The sequence below is a fragment of the Butyrivibrio sp. LC3010 genome, assembly GCF_000424385.1.
Lineage (GTDB): Bacteria > Bacillota > Clostridia > Lachnospirales > Lachnospiraceae > Butyrivibrio.
Genome location: NZ_AUJU01000011.1, coordinates 57,030 through 77,054, shown reverse-complemented (window position 1 = coordinate 77,054; position 20,025 = coordinate 57,030). Strand labels below are relative to the sequence as shown.

The window sequence follows — 20,025 nt, the reverse complement described above, 5'->3', positions numbered from 1 at the left end:
GGAAAAGAGGATTAGTTATGTATAAGAAGAATTTACTTAAAGCTACATCAGTATTTACTGCATTCGCACTTGCCTTTTCTACAATGACAGGCTGCGGACTTGGAAAAAATAAAGACAACTCAGAAGAAACTGCTCAGGTTCAGGATGTTTCTGAGGAAACTCCTGAGGAGGAAGAGCTTGTCGATACCATGACCAAGACAGCTTTTACCGGAAAAAAGGAAAATGCTGAGAGCGGAAAAGAAGAAACTGTTTATGTAATGACTGATGCGGACGGCAAGGTTGATGAGGTTGTTGTAAGCAACTGGCTGAAAAACGCTACAGGAGATAAACAGCTTACAGATAAAACAAATCTTAAAGATATTGTCAATGTAAAAGGAACTGAATCTTTTAAAGACAATGGCGATGGAACAGTAACCTGGGATGCCGAGGGTGCAGATATTTATTATCAGGGAACTCCTACAGAGGATGTGCCTATTGGTGTGAAGGTCACCTATGAACTCGATGGAAAGCAGATGAAGGCTGAAGATATTGCAGGAAAAAGCGGAAGCGTTAAGATCCGTTTTGATTACACAAACAGTCTTACAAAGGAAGTTGAGATAGACGGTGAAAAGGAAAACATTGATGTGCCGTTCACAATGATTTCCGGAACCATGCTGGATAATGAAAAATTCGCTAACGTAAAGGTATCAAACGGTAAAGTAATATCAGATGCAAACAACTATGTTGTTGTTGGCGTCGCAATGCCCGGACTTAAGGATTCTCTTAAGATAGATGATGAGAAGCTTAAGGAAAACGATATTGACGAAGATGAAGTGGATATTCCTGATTATGTTGAAATCACCGCAGATGTTCAGGATTTCGAGCTTCCGATGACAGTGTCAATGGCAAGTGCAAATGTAGTGGCTGACCTTGGCCTTGATAAAATTTACAACTCAGATAAGATCGATGACTTAAATGATGATATGGACGAGCTTTCAGATGCATCAACAAAGCTTCGTGACGGTTCAGGTGAGCTGGCAGACGGAACAGATAAACTTGTGGATGGAACAAACGAGCTCTATGATGGAACAGTAGATCTTAAGGACGGAACAAAAGAGCTTAAGGATGGCACAGGAGATCTTGTCAAAGGAACAGGAGAGCTTAAGGATGGCACTTCTCAGCTTAAGGATGGAGCTTCCCAGTTAAAGGATGGTACTTCTGAACTTGCAAAGGGAACCGGTGATCTTAAGGATGGTACAGGAAAACTTAAGACAGGTGCAGGCGATCTTAAGAATGGAACCAAGGAACTTGCAAAGGGAACTTCAGACTTAAAGCGCGGTACAGGAGACCTCAAGAAAGGAGCCGGAGACCTTAAAACAGGAACCGGAGAGCTCAAGGATGGTACAGGAAAACTTAAGACAGGTGCAAGTGATCTGGCAGATGGAACAGCTACCCTTTCAGACGGAGCTACAACTCTCAGCACAGGCATAGGAACTTATACCAATGGCGTAGAACAGCTTTATGGTGGTGCAAACAGTTTAAATACCGGAGCAGGACAACTGGTGAATGGTGCAGGGACTTTATCAAGTGGCATAACCCAGGCAAAAGACGGCGGTAAGGCACTTATGGAAGGCTCCGCGCAGGTAAGCCAGGGACTTTCACAGCTTTCAGAGGAACTTGGAATAAAGAAGAGTAGCGTTGATGCGGCGGTTGCAGCTTTTGCCAATCAGTTCGGATTTGCTCTTCAGAGTAATGCAGCTCTTAACGTAGAAGCACTTAATGCTTCTAACACAAGTTCAGCTGATGCATCTGCTCTTGTTGATGAGATAACGGGTAAGATTCTTGATTTATATGCTGACAGCATCGCTGCTGAGGTAAAGAGAGCAGATGAGGCAGAGAAGAGAGCAGAGGAAGCAGAAAAGAAAGTAGATGAAGCCGAGGCAAAGGCTGATGCAGCTGAGAAGAAGGCTGATGAATATTCAAAAGCACTCCGGGATGTAAATGGACAGAGTACAGATGGATCTGCGCAGAATAATAACGATGGCACAGTACCTGCAAACGATTCAGCACAGGGTAATAACGATGGTGCAGCACCTGCAGATGAATCAGCACAGGGTAATAACGATGGTGCAGCACCTGCAGATGAATCAGCACAGAATAATAACGATGGTTCTGTACCGGCAAACGAATCTGATCAGGATGCTAATGAAAATGCAGCACCTTCCGGGAACAATGCAGAGCCTGCAGCATCAGGCGAAAACAGTAATGCTGCATCTGAAGCTTCTGCAGCAAATAGTGAGAGCACAGCTCCTGTAGACAATACTGAAACTGCTTCAAATGTGCAAACTGCAGGAAATACTGAAGCTGCAACCGCTCAGGATACATCAGACAATAATGATGCAGCTCAGAGCAGTGAAAACAGTCAGCCTGTAGAATCTGTTCAGGATTCACAGGAGAATGTAGCAGAAGAGACTGGTGAAGCCGGAAATGATGGCGTCGTAGCAACTCAGACAAGTGAAGAGAATGCTGAAGCTGTAACCTTAAATGCTGAGGTTGGAGATGTTGAGCAATACTCTGATGATGAGGAGATGGCAGTTATTGCAGCAATTACAGGAAAATCAGTAGACGAATGGAAGGCAATAAAGGCAACTGCTCAGCAGGCGCTCTATGCGACAACAGGAGATGGACAGAAGGCTGCATTTGAGCAGTATACTAAGGCATGGGGAAGAGCAGTCCAGGGATACATGAGTGAAGGTGATACGGCAGCAGCTCAAGCAGCCCAGACCACTGATCCCCAGCAAAGGGAAGCAAAGAGATATGAAGCAATTCAGAAGTATCAGGCAGCTCTGGGAGAAATAGTTAATAATGTTCAGAAGCCCACTCAGTCAGGAACAACAGCTATTGCTACAATAAATGCAACTTATCAGTCACTTGTACAGACACAGAGTACATTAAATGAGTTATACGGTTCAGAAACAAATCCCGGGCCAATCCTTCAGCTCGATCAGGGTGCAGCACAGGTTGCCCAAGGTGCAAACCAGCTTTATAACAACGGACTGATAAAGCTTGATGAAGGTGGAAAGAGCCTGTCAACAGGTCTTGGACAGCTGAAGCTTGGAGCAGCTCAGCTCGCTGATGGTGCAAAGCAGCTTAATGATAATAGCAAAGCATTAAAAGATGGCGGAACACAGCTGGCAGCAGGCGCTAAGCAGTTAAAGGATGGCGCTACACAGTTAAAGACAGGTGCAGCTCAGCTTGATGACGGAGCAGGAAAGCTTGATACCGGTGTTGGCTCACTCAAAGACGGAGCAGGAAAGCTCGACGATGGAGCAGGAAAGCTTAATGACGGCGCCGGAAAACTTGATGATGGTGTGAAGGAACTCAAGGATGGCATAGGTCAGCTCGATGATGGAGCAGGAAAGCTCAATGATGGAGCAGGAAAGCTCAATGATGGAGTCGGCACACTCTATGATGGAACTGTTAAGCTTGATGATGGTGTAGCAGAGCTTAAGGATGGCGCTGTAAAACTTGATGATGGCGCAGGTCAGCTTGATGATGGTGCTGGAAAACTCAAAGACGGCGTAGCAGAGCTTAAGGATGGTGCAGTAGAACTTAAAGACGGCGCAAGAAAACTTGCAGACGGTATGGTTGAGTTCGATGAAGACGGTATCCAGAAGCTTACAAGCACTGTAGATGAAGATCTTCTCTCAGTGACAGACAGACTTAAAGCTATTGATGAAGCTTCTCAGAGCTATACCTCATTCTCAGGAGCAAACGAAGATGAACCCAGCTCAGTACAGTTCATTATCAGAACAGCCCCTGTAAAGGCAGACTAAAGATAGTTTTACAATAAATGAACCAGTGTACAAGTAAACATGCCTGAAACTTCTACCGCAAAATGAAAAAACAGCAAATGCGGTAGAATATCAAGCAGGAATATGTGATGCACCGGTTTGGTAAGAATTACAAGCGATACAATATTTATATTTGTATAAATGACTAATAATAGAAAAGCTTCCCACTCGGATCATATAGGGATTGTCCTATATACCGAGTGAGAAGTTTTATTTATGTACAGATGTAAAAATTTCCAGATTTTAATAAAAGTAAAAAACTTAGACACTTAACTTGCAACTCTTTCAAAAGTAAAAAAACCTTAATGAGTAAAGTTACAGCAAGTAAAGTTGCATCAAGTAAAGTTACAGCAAGTAATGTTACAGTAATTATTCACATGCATCCATAGCCAGTTTTACAGCACCCATGATGCCCTGATCATCATTGAGGCTGGCAGGAACAATGTAGTCATCGAGATGATTCATCTCATCTGTCACAATGTATCCGTTTACAAGTTCCTTGAACTTTGCTCTTATCATAGGGAAAAGCTGTTCCTGATGCATAACACCGCCGCCGAGAATGATCTTCTTGGGACTTAGAATTACAGCATAGTCCATAAGTGCGGTTGCTATATACTCAGCTTCAATCTCCCAAACTTCATTATTATCTGTAAGCAGGTCGGCAGTTTTTCCCCAACGTGCTTTGATTGAAGGACCGGAAGCAAGGCCTTCGAAACAATTGTCGTGATAAGGGCATACGCTCTTTCCGGGATCATTTTTTAAACGAGGAAGACGAAGGTGTCCTGCCTCGGGATGAAGCATGCCGTGAAGAAGCTTGCCATTTGTCATGATACCGCCGCCGATACCTGTACCAATTGTGAGATAGATGGCATCAGAAAGACCCTTTGCGCATCCCCATGTAACTTCCCCTAAAAGTGAACCATTCACATCAGTATCAAAACCAACAGGGATACCAAGTGCCTCCTTCGCAGCCTTCACAATGTTGTAACCTGACCATCCCTTCTTGGGTGTGGAAGTGATGCTGCCGTAGGTAGGAGAATCGGTTCTGAGATCGATAGGACCAAAGCATGCTATACCAAGTGCTTTGATGTCTTTCCCCTTAAAATAGTCAAATATCTGAGGCATGGTAGTTTCCGGTGTTTCTGTGGGGAACTTAACCTGCTCAAGGATTTCTCCGTTTTCATTACCGATAGCGCAAACCATTTTGGTTCCGCCCGCTTCGAGTGCTCCGTATAACATAAAATACCTCCCAAAAAAATAAAATTGACGATTGGAATAATTATAACAAATATAGTAGAATAAATGCACTATGGATTTATTTGAATATGCAAGAGAAAAAAGCATGAATAAAGAGTCACCGCTTGCCGCAAGAATGCGCCCCAAGACCCTTGATGAGGTCGTTGGACAGCAGCATATTATTGGTAAGGACAAGCTTCTTTATCGTGCCATTAAAGCTGACAAGATCAGTTCGATAATTTTATATGGACCGCCCGGAACAGGTAAGACCACATTGGCTAAGGTTATTGCCAATACTACGAAAGCCGAGTTTATGCAGTTAAATGCCACTGTGGCAGGGAAAAAGGATATGGAGGAAGTAGTTGCAAAGGCTAAGCAGAACCTTGGGGGCTACGGTCGCAAAACTATCCTTTTTATAGATGAGATACATCGTTTTAATAAGGGGCAGCAGGATTATCTGCTTCCTTTTGTAGAGGATGGAACGGTGATTCTCATCGGAGCGACCACTGAGAATCCTTATTTCGAGGTAAACGGAGCGCTTATTTCCAGATCTGTTATATTTGAGCTTCAGCCTCTTTCATCTGAGGACATTAAGGCTTTGATGAGAAGGGCCATAAACGATACAGTTAACGGTATGGGATCCTATGATGCAGTTTTGGAGCCTGAGGCAGAGGAGTTCCTTGCTGAAATTGCAGACGGCGACGCAAGGCACGCCTTAAATGCCATTGAGCTTGGCGTTATGACCACTAATAGAAGTGAGGATGGAAAAATCCACATAACCAGAGAAGTGGCAGAGGAGTGCATACAGAAGAGAGTGGCCAGATATGACAAAGATGGCGATAATCACTATGACACAATATCTGCATTTATAAAAAGTATGCGTGGCTCTGACCCGGATGCTGCAGTTTACTACCTTGCAAGGATGTTAAACGCGGGGGAGGACCCCAAATTTATAGCAAGAAGAATGGTTATCTGCGCTTCTGAGGATGTGGGAAATGCTGATCCTCAGGCGCTTCAGGTAGCAGTTGCCGCTTTTCTTGCAACAGAGAGAATTGGTATGCCGGAGTGTCAGATTAATTTATCTCAGGCAGCAAGTTATATAGCGACTGCGCCTAAGAGCAACGCAGCTGTGGAGGCAATTTTTAGTGCTATGGATACAGTTAAAAATACAGGAAATCTTCCTATTCCGTCGCATCTTCAGGATGCTCATTACAAATCTGCATCAAAACTCGGGCATGGCATAGGGTATAAGTATGCCCATGACTATCCCAATAATTATGTGGAACAACAGTATCTTCCCTATGAGCTCAACGGGAAAGAGTTCTACAGTCCTTCAGGTAATGGGTATGAAGTCAAAATCAAGGAACACATGAAGTTTTTAAAGGAACAGGCTAAAAAGCAGAAGGAGCAAGATTGAGAAATCCCTTTTCTGATAAGATAAAAGTATTTCTGAGAAATGTAAGGAATATATCTCCAAAAAAAATGAGGAGGATAAGCATTGTTTTAAGTATTGTGGCTGTGCTCGCACTGGTGGTTTCAGTGGCTTGTGTATCCGGAGTATTTGCCTATATTTTTCCGGAAAAAGGAACAGAGCAGGTTGAAGTTAAAGAACCAAAAGAAATCCAGGTTCAGGAGAGCCCTAAGGAGAAAAGCTACCTTAGTGAAGAAGCCTTAAAGGCTATAACAGCTTCCGGAGAGAGAGTAAAAAAAGCTTTGGATGAAAGACCGGAAACTGTGGATGTACCTGATGAAAGCCTTTCAGAATATGTGAAGCTGGATAGCTGCACGATCGGCGAGAGTGGAAAAGTTGAGGTTGTGGGCGTTGCAGAAGCGATTCCTACTTCGGATGATAAGTACTATTATCTGTTTGATGCTGCAACCTATGAGGATGATTTTGATGCTGAGGCAGAGCCTATATCCAAGACTTACAAGGATAAAGAAATCACATTGAAAGCCGCACTTAATAAGGGAGAGGCATCCTCTAGACTTTTCAAAAAGTTTATTGTCGCAATTAAAAAGGACGATCAGTATAAAACGGTCTCTCATGCAAGTTATATTACCAATCCGGAGGCTGTTGCCGCTCACAATTACGGTGGAATGCAGCAGAGTTCCAAGAAGGGACTTTTAATCGACCCTTCAAGGCTTAATGAGGTAGGGGATCTTGGTGTCAATTATGCGACCTACAATATTCCTCTTAACAGAATGCTTTCACCCACAGCGGAAGGCTCAGTTTCCTACAGCTATAACGGAGTGACATATCATTTTAATCAGAGAATTCTGAATGAATATGATTATCTTTTTACAAATCTTAATGCAAAAGGCATAGATATTGCAGCAATAGTTTTAAATGATGTATCTCCTTCAGTTTTTCCTGAAGTGACACATCCTGCCGGAAGAGGAGGCTCAACGGCACCATATTATATGTTTAATGCAACTGATGAGAGCGGTGTAAACGCCATTGCCGCCATTGCATCCTTCCTTGCGGGAAGGTATTCCGGTTCCGGTCATGGCAGCGTGTCCATGTGGATAATTGGAAACGAAGTTAATGCCAGAAAAGAGTGGAATTACATGGCGCAGACAGACGTAGGAGCCTATACGGCAGCTTACGCCAGGGCCTTCAGAGTTTTTTACAATGCCATAAAAAGCACAAACGCAGGGGCCAAGGTGTATATTCCAATCGACCAGCAATGGGACAGGAACCTCAAGGGAAATCCTGATTATGATGGCAGAGATATGCTTGATACATTTGCAGCTTCACTGAAAAATTATGGAGATATCAACTGGGGCCTGGCACACCATCCATACACCGTACCTCTTTATGATGTGGCATTTTGGAACGGACACAAGCTGGTTTCGGATTCCGCGGATACATCGTTTATCACCATGAAAAATATTAATGTACTTACGGATTATATGAACGGTGATTCGATGCTTTACAATGGCAAAGTTAGGTCTATAATACTTAGCGAAGTGGGATATACCTCCACCAAAGGGGATACACTTCAGGCAGCTGCCCTGGCTTATGCATATAGCAAGGTTGAGGCAAATCCTAATCTTGATGCGATCATGTTTTCAAGACAGACCGATGCTGCTGAGGAAATAGCCCATGACGGACTGGCTATGGGACTGTGCACATCCGGAGGAGGACATAAGTTTTCCTATGATGTCTACAAATACATGGACACACCGCAGAGGGAACAGTACATTTCTTTTGCCAGAGAAATTGTGGGTAAGAATTTTTAATGACAGCAGCACTAGGAAATATAAAAACAGCTAAACCGGTTTATGAAATTTTAGAGAGGATAAATATGAGTTCACAATATCTGACTTTATACAAGATGATAGTGCTTTATATGCTTAGCAAGTCAGAGGGGCGTCTTAGCAAGGCACAGATTTATGATTACATACTGGAAAAAGAATACACAAATTTCCTGACGCTACAGGAAGTATTCAGTGAGCTGGCGGAATCTGATCTGATCTCGGAGAAAAGCGAAGGTAACAGAACTTATTTAAGACTTACAGATGCAGGTAATGAGACTCTGGAATTTTTTGGAAACAGGATAAATCCTTCAATAAAAGATGAAATAGATGAATTCTTCAAGGTAAATGGCATGAGAATGAGGGATGAGACTGCCATCGGAGCTTATTATGACAGGACCGGTGAAAATGAGTACACGGTTTACCTCAAAGCAACTGAGGCAGGAAAAACACTTGTCGATATTTCGTTCCCGCTTTGGTCAGAAGAAGCAGCCATGGAGGTCTGTGAGAACTGGAAAAAGAAAAATTCATCAGTTTATCGTTATCTTTTAACAGAATTAATGTAACTTTTATATTGTTTAGTGCCAATTTGGTATAAGATTAATATATGAGATACTTTAGGCAGTGTTTTCTAATTTCATACATTGTCTTTTTACTTTTTGTCGCTTCTGCGCTAACAGTCAGCGCAGAGGATGACTTAGAACGGCAATTTCGCATTCTTTTCATATCATCTTATGGTTTTTCCAATGATGCTGTTCCGCAGCAGCTTGAAGGTTTTGAAAAAGGTATGGAGGGAGTCAACGTGGATATCAGCTACGAGTTTATGGATGCTGATAAGTACTACGGTGGGCTTGATATACAGAATTTTGACAAATTCATAAGGTATAAAATTTTTTCAATCAGAAACTATGATCTTATTGTGGTGGCAGATGATCCTGCTCTCAGGTATGCCATCAATAACAGAAGTGAACTGTTTCCTGATACCCCGCTGGTTTTCCTTGGGGTTAACAATATGACTGAAGCGGTTACTGCTGCAGCTATGAGAAATGCAACAGGCATTTCCGAGAGCCTGGATTTTGAGGGAAATTATGCTCTTATGAAGAAACTTTTCCCTACAAGAAATCGTATAAATGTTATCGTGGATTCATCTGTTGCCGGACAGGGCGATTATGTGGAATTCATGAAGTTCAGGGATAATCACCCGGAAATCAGCAGCAGAGTCATAAATACATCCTATTATACGGCAAACGGTATAAAGGAAGTTCTTGGGAATCTGGGAAAGGATGATATTATTCTTTTTCTCGATTTTTCAATAGATGGTCAAAAAAGGGCATACTCTTTGCAGCATGCCTCTGATTTTATATCCAATTATGCGCCCAATGTGCCGATATTCAGGCTGACATCTGCCAATATTGAGCATGGGGTTTTCGGTGGTATCTCATACTCATACTATGAAGCAGGAAGAATAGCTGGAGATGTTGCCAAAAGAATTCTTAGCGGAGCTTCTGCTAACAGTATTCCGCTTGTTTCATCAAGAGTTACTACGCCGTTTTTTGAACAGAGTAGAATGGACAGATTTGGAATAGGTTATAAGGAGCTTCCCAAGGAGTCTGTAGTGATTAATGAACATGATAATTTTGCAAAATTTTACCGTGAAAATACTCTGCTCAGTAACCTTGTGATAGTAATAATAGTGCTGATGATAATAATCATATTGCTTCTTAACAGGGTTAATTCCCAAAGCAGAAAGACGATACGAACCGATTTCCTTACCCAAATGCCCAACAGAAAGAGCATGATGGAGGATATAAATCAGGCAATTCTGGCTAATCAGGAATTTGGACTGATCATGCTGGATGTGGATTATTTTAAGGATATCAATGATACCTATGGTCATAAAGTGGGCGATGAGATAATTGTTGGAGTTGCAGAGAGACTAAAGAAACTGTCCGACAAAAGAGTAGTGTTTGCAAGGCTCGGAGGGGATGAGTTCTGCGGAATATTTACATCACCTTCAAAGGAAACGGCCAAAAAGATATGTACTGATATTTTGAAAAGCACCAAGGCACCTTTTAAAACATCAGAAGGGGAAATTACTCTGACAGTCAGTATAGGCTGCGCTATATATCCCCTTGATACTACTGATCCGAACAAGCTCATGGAATGTGCAGACAGCGCGCTGTACGTAACTAAAGAGAATGGAAGAAACGGATACACTCTATATAGCAGCATGAATAAGACCTGATGGTTTAATATATGAAAAAAATCACTACTTGGTATAGTAGACAGTGACTTAAATCTGCATCGATGAAATGATATTTGGAGAAAATGCCAATATTAGGTGTAATAGCGAGTGTCATAAATCTGCATCGATGAAATGATTTATGGAGAAAATGCCTAAATCAGCCATAATAGACAAAGCCTTAAACTGCAGCTGTATTATGAAAATGTTTATTATTCGGCTGCATATATAAGTCCTGCATGATTGCGACTATAGTATCCTGTATCGAATAGTTCCTGCTCCAGATTGTCTGCTGTTATGGAAATCGGCTGCAAAAGGTATGAAGGAATAACCTTTGTGCCATTGTTATAATCTGAGGTATTGTACGTGCAATCAAAATCCCATTCGGATTCCTTTATAAGATTTTCTGTCGGCTTTTTTCCTGATAACAATGACATACCGAGAGTTACAGCTACAACGGATTCATTTCTTAATGCCTTATAAACTGTCATGCTCTGTGTGCCATTTATAATATTGTAAATATTGGCAATATCGCCGTCCTGTCCGGTGAGAACAACACGGTTTGACTCATGATAATCTGCCTCAATGGCTCTTGCTGCGCCAAGGGCGGTTGAATCATTTGCGCAAAGAACTGCATCTAAAACAATCCCATCGGGATAATATGAATTAAGAATGATCTGAAGACGCTGCTTGGCAATATCTGTTGACCACTGGGCTGTTGATGTTTCATAGAAGTCGCGCTGGGCAGATAAAACTGTTAATTTGCCTGAATCAAGATAGGGCTTTAAAGTATCTATTGCTCCGCGGTAGAAATACCTGGCATTATTATCAACAGGATCACCTGAAACAAATTCTATATTTTTTGCTCTTCTTGTAGTATCAAGTCGAAGGGCTTTGATAATATAATTTGCCTGAAGCACTCCCACCATGTAATTATCGAATGAAACATAATAATCTACGGCATCAGAGTCCATGATAAGTCTGTCATAGGCGATTACTCTGACGTTGGCTGACTTTGCTTCGTCAAGAACAGTCGAAAGAGCAGTGCCGTCAACCGGAGTGATGACAAGTATATCAGCACCTTCGGATATCATACTTCTGAGGTCACTTACCTGAGTATCAATAAGATTGTTTGCATATTTAATTATTACCTCACAACCTCTTTTGGTGAACTGGTCCTGGAGAAAAACACCGTCATGATTCCAACGCTCTAGTAGGACATCGGGCATAGAAATACCAACAACTGTGCGACCGTCATCTGAATGAGTGTCCACAATTTCCGGTTTGTCTTCTTTCGATTTGGATGAATTGACGCTTGACGTTTCCTTCATACACCCGGAGGAAAGAAATGAAAATAATATAATTGTGAATACGAATAAATATAATCGCTTTAACATAGTCGTAATATACTTGTGAAAGTTTAAAAGTTACCTTTATTACATCAAGACATTGGATTTTGATATATTAAATGATGTTATAGTCGAAAGCGAATTTTCCTCCGCACTGATGATAAGAATTGCTTCGTTCCTCCAAAAAACTTTCGATTCTAAACATCTGCAAACAAAGTATCCTATCTATATCATATATTTTGGATGTATATAAAACCATAGCCTTTCATTAAACTTAATGAAAATATCATAAATATCTTTAAGACTATACAATAATGTGTTGACAATAGACTTTGTGATTGTTAAAATATCATTTGTGACTGATTTGAGTCACGGATTGCTGGCATAGCACAGTCGGTAGTGCGTCGCATTGGTAGTGCGGAGGTCACGGGTCCGATTCCCGTTGCCAGCTCGCCCTTAAATCCAGTATTCATCTGGGTTTAAGGGATTTTTTATGCCTAAAATGAGTGGTCTTTGAGTGGTCTTTATTGTTATTTAACCAAAACAAGACCGAATGGCGTCAAACTGTGTATCTTTCTTAACGGCTCTGATGTAGTGAAGGGTAGTATTTTTATCTACATGACCTGCTGCATACATTACAGTTTGCAAATCTCCACCTGTAGCTCTAGCTAGTTCTGATACGCTCCAAAAACGGATCTTGTGTGATGAACGGTATGGCACACCTGCTTTTGCTGTTACATCCTTCAGATGATCATTGAAATGCCCTGTATTGAGTGGATTGCCTTGTTGGGTACAAGCGATATGCTCATACACAATAGGTTGATTTCTGAGGCAATAAAGGATAGAAAGAGCTCTTTCTGATAAAGGAAGTATTCTGGCTCCATGTTCACCGCCTTTAGTATGGGGTAATTCAACGGGATGATTTTTGCCATCTGGTCCTTTCCTTAGAACAATTTCACGAGAAATATTGATTGTTTTATCACGAAAATTAACATCACTCCACCGAAGTGCCTTTAATTCACCGATTCTTATACAAAGGCAGAACATAAGCTCAATAGCAAATAAATAGGCTGATTTATTTAGAATGGATGCGAGAACATCAAGAATTGCTAATCTTTCCTCATTGGTGTATCTGTCATTGCTATTATCAACAGCTTTGAATTTCAAATCCTTACAGTTTAAAGATCTGCTAAGATTATCTCTTGTTAGATCGTTTTCAACAGCAAAATCATAGATCATATTCATGATGGTTTTGATATTATTAAAATTTTTTCTGCTTATGGATCTTCCACTGCAAATATCCTTAAAAAATGTCTTTAGCTCGGATGCTTTGAGCTCTTTTATTGACCGATCTGAAATTTCTGAGCCTGCATAATATTTGTTCCAAAGCTGGTTGTAGCGATCAATAGTCTGTGATGAAATATCGGGATCGGATTGTTTTAAATCAATAACTTTTTCATATAGACTACTGATAGTGGCTGGGTTCTCACCGTAAAGATAGGTATAAAACTTATCATACGCTTCCTGTTCAGACTTCGCGGTTATTTTGCTCCGACTGTCTGTTCGTAAATCTTTCGGGATTCTTATTTTATAGGTGCTATTTGTTTTGTCATAAGTGATAAATTTGCTTCCTTCTCGTTTGTAGGGTGTTAATGCCTCCTTTACTTTAAAAACACGTTTCTTTGCTTCATACTGATTTTTCATATTGTCTATTTCAGCACTCTCTGCAGATAGTATATCATCATAACAGGGAGCTTTGTTTTTTTCATGAAAGGAAGCATTTTTTTTGTTTTTTGATTTCATGATGATAAATGCCTCCTTTCACGATGGTATCTGTTTAGACAAATTCATTGACAACGCTATATACGAAACGGTAATGAAAGAAATATTCTACACCCCTTCAATCATTCCCCCGCAGAGCAATTAAGTCTTCATTCCAGTCTTTAAATTTGGGGACAATGTGAGCCATATCAGCATTTTGCTGTCTACAGTTATCACCAGCAATGTCATTATCCACTGCTAATATAGGCTTAATTGGTAGTTGCTTTATTGTGTCGATAGCTTGCTTGTTACCAACGCCGCCTATACTTATGTAGAATGCGTTTTTCTGAAGTAGTGTAAAAAGAGACATCGCATCTATGCACGATTCACATATGTAGCATTCTTGCGGAAAAACACTACTGTTTGGGGGATTAAAATACCAGAATTTGTCTGAGCCAGCTGGCTTTCTTTGACTTTTAAATGAGGTGCCTTGGGTGCCGCGTATTTCCGCATACGTACGTTCTCTGTTGATGAACACTGCATTGCTATGATCGTCTTGATAGAGAAGACCAGCTTTTAAAAGGTTTAAAATAAGAGGTTCATCTAGTCCACGATTCTTTAGGTAATCAATTACTTTTCGTGCAGCATTACTGCCCTGCCTTGGGAAACCTGCTTTTATTGATTGTTGAATTGCTGTTGTACTGGATGATGAGACTTGGTTAGAGCTATTAATGAGTGCAAATACTGCATCGGATATCGAGTAGTCTAGGTATTTTACAAGAAAATCGATGCTATTACCACTATTTCCATTCGCGAAATCGTAAAATCCTGAATATCCGTATTTTATGCTCACGGAATGGTTTGAGGCAAATCTGAGGCTATTCCCGACCTTGATGACCATATCGCCATGGTTGGCCAACATATAATCGTACAGGTTGGTCTTGCGTGCCTCTGCGAGTTGTTCTTTAGTGAACTTCATATATATCCTCCTTCATATTCTTTTCATTTCCGTTTATCTTTGTAATCTTTGTGGTGTATGTGTTCCATATGGTGCAGTATCCTAAGGTATCCTGAGCTTATATTAGGATACTGCATTGTCTGTCCTTTATGGAGCGGTTGGGTCACATGGTACTTCTAGCAATTCCAGAATTTATGCCCCCTTTTTGGCCGCCAAGCCTCTTTTTATCGAACGCAGCTTGGCTTTTTTGGATTTCATCAGCGAAGCTCGAAAAAGCGAAGGCAAGAAGTTGATCATCGAATGAAGGGCATTCTCCTGTGTTCAGGTAATTAAGAGCTGATTTAAGAAGAATGCCAACTTGCTCATCAGTGAGTAAGGCCAACTGAGCCTCCCATGCTCCCAGACAGGGGAACCACTTGGCGGGTTTGTGGGGGATTATTTTTTTTATCATATGTGCCACCTCCTATACATATTTATAACTAAATGTATATATTTGTATCTTACATTTCTTAATTCTGGAAGTCAATTAAAATATTATGCTAAAAATACAAAATAAGTATAAATCGTTACAATTGACTTTACTAATAGCTAGCGTTGATGTATAATGATAATAAGGAAATATAATAATAAGAGACAAAATGTCAGGAGGACAGTATGGCAGATAATTCAGAAAGAGGAAAAAGATTAAAGGAACTAATAATTCATTCTGGAATAGAAAGGAAACAACTGATGCAACTGTTAGGCGTTAATAGAATAACGCTAAGTCATTATGAAAATGGTGATAAAATACCGGATGCAAAAGTAAAAGTGTTGGCATCAATATTCGGAGTATCTGAAAAATATATTAATGGTGAAACGGATATACGTAATGATTTTAGATATACCGATGATGTTCCGGATTTGGCTGCACAGAAAACTCAGTTTATGAGATTAAGGAGTTTGCTGATTTCTCTTGGCGCTGAGATAAAATTGAGAGCTAAGATTAAAGATGTAATATATCAATATAATCCAAGTAAAGAAGGTTTAACTCCATTCACGATATTGTCCGAATGCGATGATAATGTAACGGATATTATTTATGAACAACAGTTGGCTGAACTTATCGATCTATGTAAAGAAGATGCATTTGTATACTATGTTGTCACATATAAGGGAATCAGCAGGACTATAACATATCATGAAATGCAAAAGTGGATGAAAAATATACTGATGCATATCCAGATACAGTTAATGGATTTAAGCGATGTTACGGCAAAAATAGACCCTGGAGTATTAAAGGATGAGATTGAAAGATCATTGGACATTGCGAATGGTATAGAAGAACTAACAGATGATGAAAAGATGGAGAGAGAAAATCTAAATTACTTCATGGATTTATGTATGTATACGGATAGTATAGGATTCGAGGGCTTTGGTATCCCTAAAAGTGGAATAGTGGAAATCAAAAACTGGGATGTTTTTACAGAAAATCAAAAAAGAGAGATTGCAAAAATTATGATGAAGGATAGAAAGGGGATAAAGCTTGGTGATGATATGAAACTTCACTATGATAGAAAAAATCATGAACTAGGTGATGGATATTCAAGTCAAACTGAAAGAGATCATATCAGAAAATATGTAATTGAGGCAGATGAAGAGGCTAATAGAAAAAAGGATTAAAAATTGATGGAGAGATTACGGCAATAATCTCTCCATCAATGACAATATACATCAGATGTATACTGCCGTCTCGCACACGATAGTATATCACATCTGTTCTTGTCAGAACATATTTTTTCCAATTTTTTTATTGTTTCAATTTTGCCCACGCCCCTGCCGTTATTATTGCCGCCCGCTGGGCATATGACTGGGCAAAATCATGTCATAGATATACATATTCTGCTGTCTGGCTGAGGTCTCGGCTTCATAATCACCCGAGACCTCAGCCCGGCAACGAGAATATGTATACAAAGTATGACCTGAAGGTATTCATGGTCATAACTATGTTAATGAAATCTGCCGGGCGAATTGTCATGGCAGGGGCGTGGGTCGGTTCACAAATGGTATAGGAGAGAAATACATGCTTAAATACAAAGATTTTTTTATCTTGGGGATACTGGACAAAGTAAATCTTGCGAATGTCGAGCAATTAACATTATTGGCAGGATTTAGAGACTCCTCTGTCATGCGGAAACGCTTAAATAAACTGATTGAAGAAGGATATATCTATTCAGGATGGATAGGAGCACATAAAGCTTACGCATTAACAATGAAAGGTTTAAGCGAACTAGAACGGACAAGAAAACCATACGAGATGCGTGGAATAAAGTCAGAGCATGAAGAACTGGTAACAGAAGCTGCGTGCTGGATCTATGCAAGAAGTGACAGAAGCATCATGGAAATGTTATTTGATCATGAGATCAATTCACTGTCAGAATTTAAGAACACCGGGCATAGACCGGATATTGTTTATACGTCGCATCAATGTCTTGAAGTGGAGATTTCTAGTAAGGCTACATCATCATATGGCGGGAAATCAAGGCTGGAGGAGAATTTTAAAAGCAATATTAAAAACTATGGCAGACAGACATGGATTATACCAGATCATAAAAAAGGACTAAATAAAAGACTCTTACAATTGGCTGAAAAATATAACGTAACACGGTACTGTAGAGTGATGACTATCGAAGAAATGAAACAAGAAATCTCTTTATTCAATAGAATGTTGAACTCACCAAGAATGGAGCCGGTGCGAGGAATTCCTTTACCAAGAACAAGAAAGATCATGGAGGTAAGATTAGATGATTAAAATTGATCCATTGAGGATTAAAGACTTTCAAAAAAGAATGATGATCGGGATGGGGATTATCTCAATTCTGAGTACAATCTATACACTTGTATTTATTCTTGTGAGCAAATATCTTGAATCGAAAGACACCAAAAGGATACATATTATTCTAGGGCACGTAGGAATACTGATTATATCTTTTCTATGGATAGCCTTTTCGGATTTTTCGGTTGTGGATTTTATAAGGCCATATCTGAGTTACATAAGGAATCTTTTGCATGTTGATCCTGCTAGAATACTCATTGCTGATTTTTATAGCTTGGCATTTTTATTTCTTGGAAACAGAATATCTGAAGGTGTAGATGATTGGATAATTGAAAATGAGCGAGATATGAGGAATGAACTTCTCCCAATAGGATCTTTCGACTATACGGACAGATCTCATATGCTGCTATTTGGAGCAACCCGGACTGGAAAAGGAGTTGCAATAAATCATATCATGAAGTTCATCCTTACAAAAAGGAATAAGGAATTGTTGGTGGTAGTTAGTGCAAAGCCAGCTTCAGGAGACAAACATAGCCAGCTAGCATATCTGCGTAAACTGTGTAAAGCGACTGGAAGAAAGTTATATGTTGTTTCTATGGATGAATCAGTAAAAGATAGGTGTCAGTACAATCCTTTTAAGCACTTGAAAAAAGATGAGATGAGGAATGCGCTGTCAGGAATGCTTGATTTTGACTCCGAGTATTATCGTAAAAACTTCGTGCAGTGGGTAATGTCTATTTTTAAACTGATTAGGAAAGGCAAAGAAACTGTTTCAATAAGCAATATCCTTAAATTATATGACTGGGATGCTTATAAAGGATATGCTAATCAGTTACTCGATAAAGAAATAATAACAGAAGAAGAATATAGAAAACTTACGGATAGTAGAATTCATAGGTATGCTGATGTGGCGGTAAATGACAGTGCAAATCTTGATGATGTTGTAGATGCCTGCAGTTCAGTCTTTTTACCCACACCAAATAAAAAGAAAATCACAATTACAGATGCCTTTAAAACAGATGCAGTTATTTATTTTGATCTCAATGGTTCATCTGCAGCAGATTCAGTGAAAATGCTTGGCGGTGCGTGCATTATGGCTGAACTACAGCATTGTATGGTTGCCTTTTCGGATTCTGATAAAAGAAAGACTGTGATATTCGATGAAGCATCATATTACATAAATGCTGATCTTACAAAAGTATTTTTTAATACATCTGCATCCATGGGTTATCAGTTTATAATCTCAACTCAGGGACCTTCCGATTTATATTCCGACACAGATACGCTGAAGCATCAGCTTAATAACAATATGGGGCAGCTTGCATGCCTTCGTGTAAGCGATCCGGAGGACGTGGATATGATAAACGGTATTATTGGAACTACGATAGGGACGGAAAATACGCATAGAGCTTTGTCAATCGATTATGATATGACAGGATCATTAAAGGCTGTGGATCAAATGCATGTTTCTCATAATCTGATCAAAAATCTTGAACCGTTGCATATGATTTACTATCAAAAGAAGAAATCGGTAGATGGTGAAGCAAGACCAGTCATGGTTGTTTGGGATACTGATGATTTGTGATTTCCTTCTTGTACCATTCCCAGCACCGCCATTCGGCGTTGGTCTGCCCGCCTCCCAGACCACTTTGCCCTGGAAGATGTTTTTAAACATCTTCCTTAAATCGGGCAAGCAAGCAGTCAATCCGATCCCTTCTCCATCGGTTCCCCGGGGAACCCCTAGTAAAGGAAGCAACGCAAAGGCGTTGCCTTGAAGAGGCTTTGGCAGAAGAGGACTTCCTGGAATCTCACTGCAGTTGCATGTTCAGGGTCTACTTGCTTTTGCAGATGATATCTCCGCCCAGCTGCTTCACACCCATGCATGAATGGATATCTTCTTCCGGAACATACCGATATATGGCGGCTTCCGTATCAAGGCAATTCAGAACGTACTCTTTTCTTCTGTCAGTTCCACGCAAATCTTCTCTGGAAGATTTCAGGTATGTTGCTTCACGAATCCTTTTTCCGATGCCTGCGTTATTTCTGCTATCGTGATTCTCCTGTCGAATGGTCTGCCTTTTTGCACAGGGCATCATGGGGCGGTCGTGAGCTATGGATACAAGGATAAACGTTGCGGCGTTGCCGTCCTTGTATCCGTCACTTCCTAAGCTGCGCTTCCCATCGTCGATGCCAGCAAAAATGGCTAACAGCCCAATTCGAAAGGAGAATCAGAAATGATAGTAGAAATTAACTCAGTTGAAATCGGAAAAGAGGATATCGTTATCGAAGCAACAAACCTTGAGACAATCTTCACATCAGAGGATCTCTACGAGGAACTTGACGAAGAAAAGGTGAAATTTGTCTTCAGCCGCCATGATAACCACGGAAGCGCGCTCAAATATCTGATAAAAGTATGTCAGGGACGGAAGAAATGCCAATCATGCAAGAGCATGGGTGATAAGCTTGAGAAGCTGGTCGGATCCATCATCTCTCTGAGCGAAAGCTTCATAGAGCGCTGAACATAGCTCCACAGCAGGAGGATTCCTTCGAGAGTCCTCTTTTTTTGCCCTCCGCCT

15 protein-coding genes and 1 tRNA gene are annotated in these 20,025 nt (G+C 40.5%); 10 read left to right on the top strand and 6 right to left on the bottom strand.

The features are described 5' to 3' along the window. The first annotated feature begins 17 nt into the window (after positions 1 to 17). Positions 18 to 3,815, top strand: coding sequence for a hypothetical protein (locus tag G622_RS0109830; RefSeq protein WP_026510577.1), 3,798 nt, complete (start codon positions 18 to 20; stop codon positions 3,813 to 3,815). 387 nt (positions 3,816 to 4,202) lie between these two features. Here the strand turns inward: G622_RS0109830 and G622_RS0109825 are convergent, their stop codons facing one another. Beyond that, on the bottom strand, positions 4,203 to 5,072 hold the full coding sequence (locus G622_RS0109825; protein ID WP_026510576.1) for an ROK family protein: 870 nt from the start codon (positions 5,070 to 5,072) through the stop codon (positions 4,203 to 4,205). Between the two features lie 70 nt (positions 5,073 to 5,142). Between G622_RS0109825 and G622_RS0109820 the strand changes: the two genes are divergently transcribed. The 4 genes from G622_RS0109820 to G622_RS0109805 all read left to right on the top strand — a co-directional run bounded on the left by G622_RS0109820 (position 5,143) and on the right by G622_RS0109805 (position 10,572). After that, positions 5,143 to 6,486, top strand: coding sequence for a replication-associated recombination protein A (locus tag G622_RS0109820; protein WP_026510575.1), 1,344 nt, complete (start codon positions 5,143 to 5,145; stop codon positions 6,484 to 6,486). Further along, entirely contained in the window at positions 6,483 to 8,312 is a 1,830-nt protein-coding gene (locus G622_RS22430; RefSeq protein WP_049945777.1) for a DUF5722 domain-containing protein, read from the top strand. The genes G622_RS0109820 and G622_RS22430 overlap by 4 nt, the downstream gene beginning before the upstream one ends. A gap of 65 nt (positions 8,313 to 8,377) precedes the next feature. After that, positions 8,378 to 8,893: a DUF4364 family protein gene (locus G622_RS0109810; RefSeq protein ID WP_026510574.1), complete on the top strand. Its 516-nt coding sequence runs from the start codon at positions 8,378 to 8,380 to the stop codon at positions 8,891 to 8,893. A 41-nt stretch (positions 8,894 to 8,934) separates the two neighbouring features. Continuing rightward, entirely contained in the window at positions 8,935 to 10,572 is a 1,638-nt protein-coding gene (locus G622_RS0109805) for an ABC transporter substrate binding protein (RefSeq protein ID WP_026510573.1), read from the top strand. A gap of 209 nt (positions 10,573 to 10,781) precedes the next feature. Here G622_RS0109805 and G622_RS0109800 read toward each other — a convergent pair whose 3' ends face one another. Next, complete coding sequence (locus G622_RS0109800) at positions 10,782 to 11,900, bottom strand: substrate-binding domain-containing protein (protein ID WP_242832989.1); 1,119 nt, start codon at positions 11,898 to 11,900, stop codon at positions 10,782 to 10,784. Positions 11,901 to 12,296: 396 nt separating this feature from the next. Between G622_RS0109800 and G622_RS0109795 the strand changes: the two genes are divergently transcribed. Continuing rightward, a tRNA-Thr gene (locus G622_RS0109795) sits at positions 12,297 to 12,369 on the top strand. Between the two features lie 83 nt (positions 12,370 to 12,452). Here the strand turns inward: G622_RS0109795 and G622_RS0109790 are convergent. From G622_RS0109790 to G622_RS0109780, 3 genes are all read right to left on the bottom strand, one after another. Beyond that, positions 12,453 to 13,721, bottom strand: coding sequence for a tyrosine-type recombinase/integrase (locus G622_RS0109790; RefSeq protein ID WP_026510571.1), 1,269 nt, complete (start codon positions 13,719 to 13,721; stop codon positions 12,453 to 12,455). A 97-nt stretch (positions 13,722 to 13,818) separates the two neighbouring features. Continuing rightward, positions 13,819 to 14,658: a toprim domain-containing protein gene (locus G622_RS0109785; RefSeq protein ID WP_026510570.1), complete on the bottom strand. Its 840-nt coding sequence runs from the start codon at positions 14,656 to 14,658 to the stop codon at positions 13,819 to 13,821. 142 nt (positions 14,659 to 14,800) lie between these two features. Next, on the bottom strand, positions 14,801 to 15,088 hold the full coding sequence (locus tag G622_RS0109780; RefSeq protein ID WP_026510569.1) for a DUF6291 domain-containing protein: 288 nt from the start codon (positions 15,086 to 15,088) through the stop codon (positions 14,801 to 14,803). A 203-nt stretch (positions 15,089 to 15,291) separates the two neighbouring features. On the opposite strand from G622_RS0109780, the gene G622_RS24575 reads away from it, so the two are divergent. From G622_RS24575 to G622_RS0109765, 3 genes are all read left to right on the top strand, one after another. After that, complete coding sequence (locus tag G622_RS24575) at positions 15,292 to 16,296, top strand: helix-turn-helix domain-containing protein (protein ID WP_049945776.1); 1,005 nt, start codon at positions 15,292 to 15,294, stop codon at positions 16,294 to 16,296. 400 nt (positions 16,297 to 16,696) lie between these two features. Next, on the top strand, positions 16,697 to 17,425 hold the full coding sequence (locus tag G622_RS0109770; protein ID WP_026510568.1) for a hypothetical protein: 729 nt from the start codon (positions 16,697 to 16,699) through the stop codon (positions 17,423 to 17,425). Then, positions 17,418 to 19,034: a hypothetical protein gene (locus G622_RS0109765; protein ID WP_026510567.1), complete on the top strand. Its 1,617-nt coding sequence runs from the start codon at positions 17,418 to 17,420 to the stop codon at positions 19,032 to 19,034. The genes G622_RS0109770 and G622_RS0109765 overlap by 8 nt, the downstream gene beginning before the upstream one ends. A gap of 247 nt (positions 19,035 to 19,281) precedes the next feature. Here G622_RS0109765 and G622_RS0109760 read toward each other — a convergent pair whose 3' ends face one another. Next, complete coding sequence (locus tag G622_RS0109760; RefSeq protein ID WP_044957449.1) at positions 19,282 to 19,545, bottom strand: hypothetical protein; 264 nt, start codon at positions 19,543 to 19,545, stop codon at positions 19,282 to 19,284. A 138-nt stretch (positions 19,546 to 19,683) separates the two neighbouring features. On the opposite strand from G622_RS0109760, the gene G622_RS0109755 reads away from it, so the two are divergent. Continuing rightward, positions 19,684 to 19,968, top strand: coding sequence for a hypothetical protein (locus G622_RS0109755; protein WP_026510565.1), 285 nt, complete (start codon positions 19,684 to 19,686; stop codon positions 19,966 to 19,968). The last annotated feature ends 57 nt before the right edge of the window (positions 19,969 to 20,025 follow it).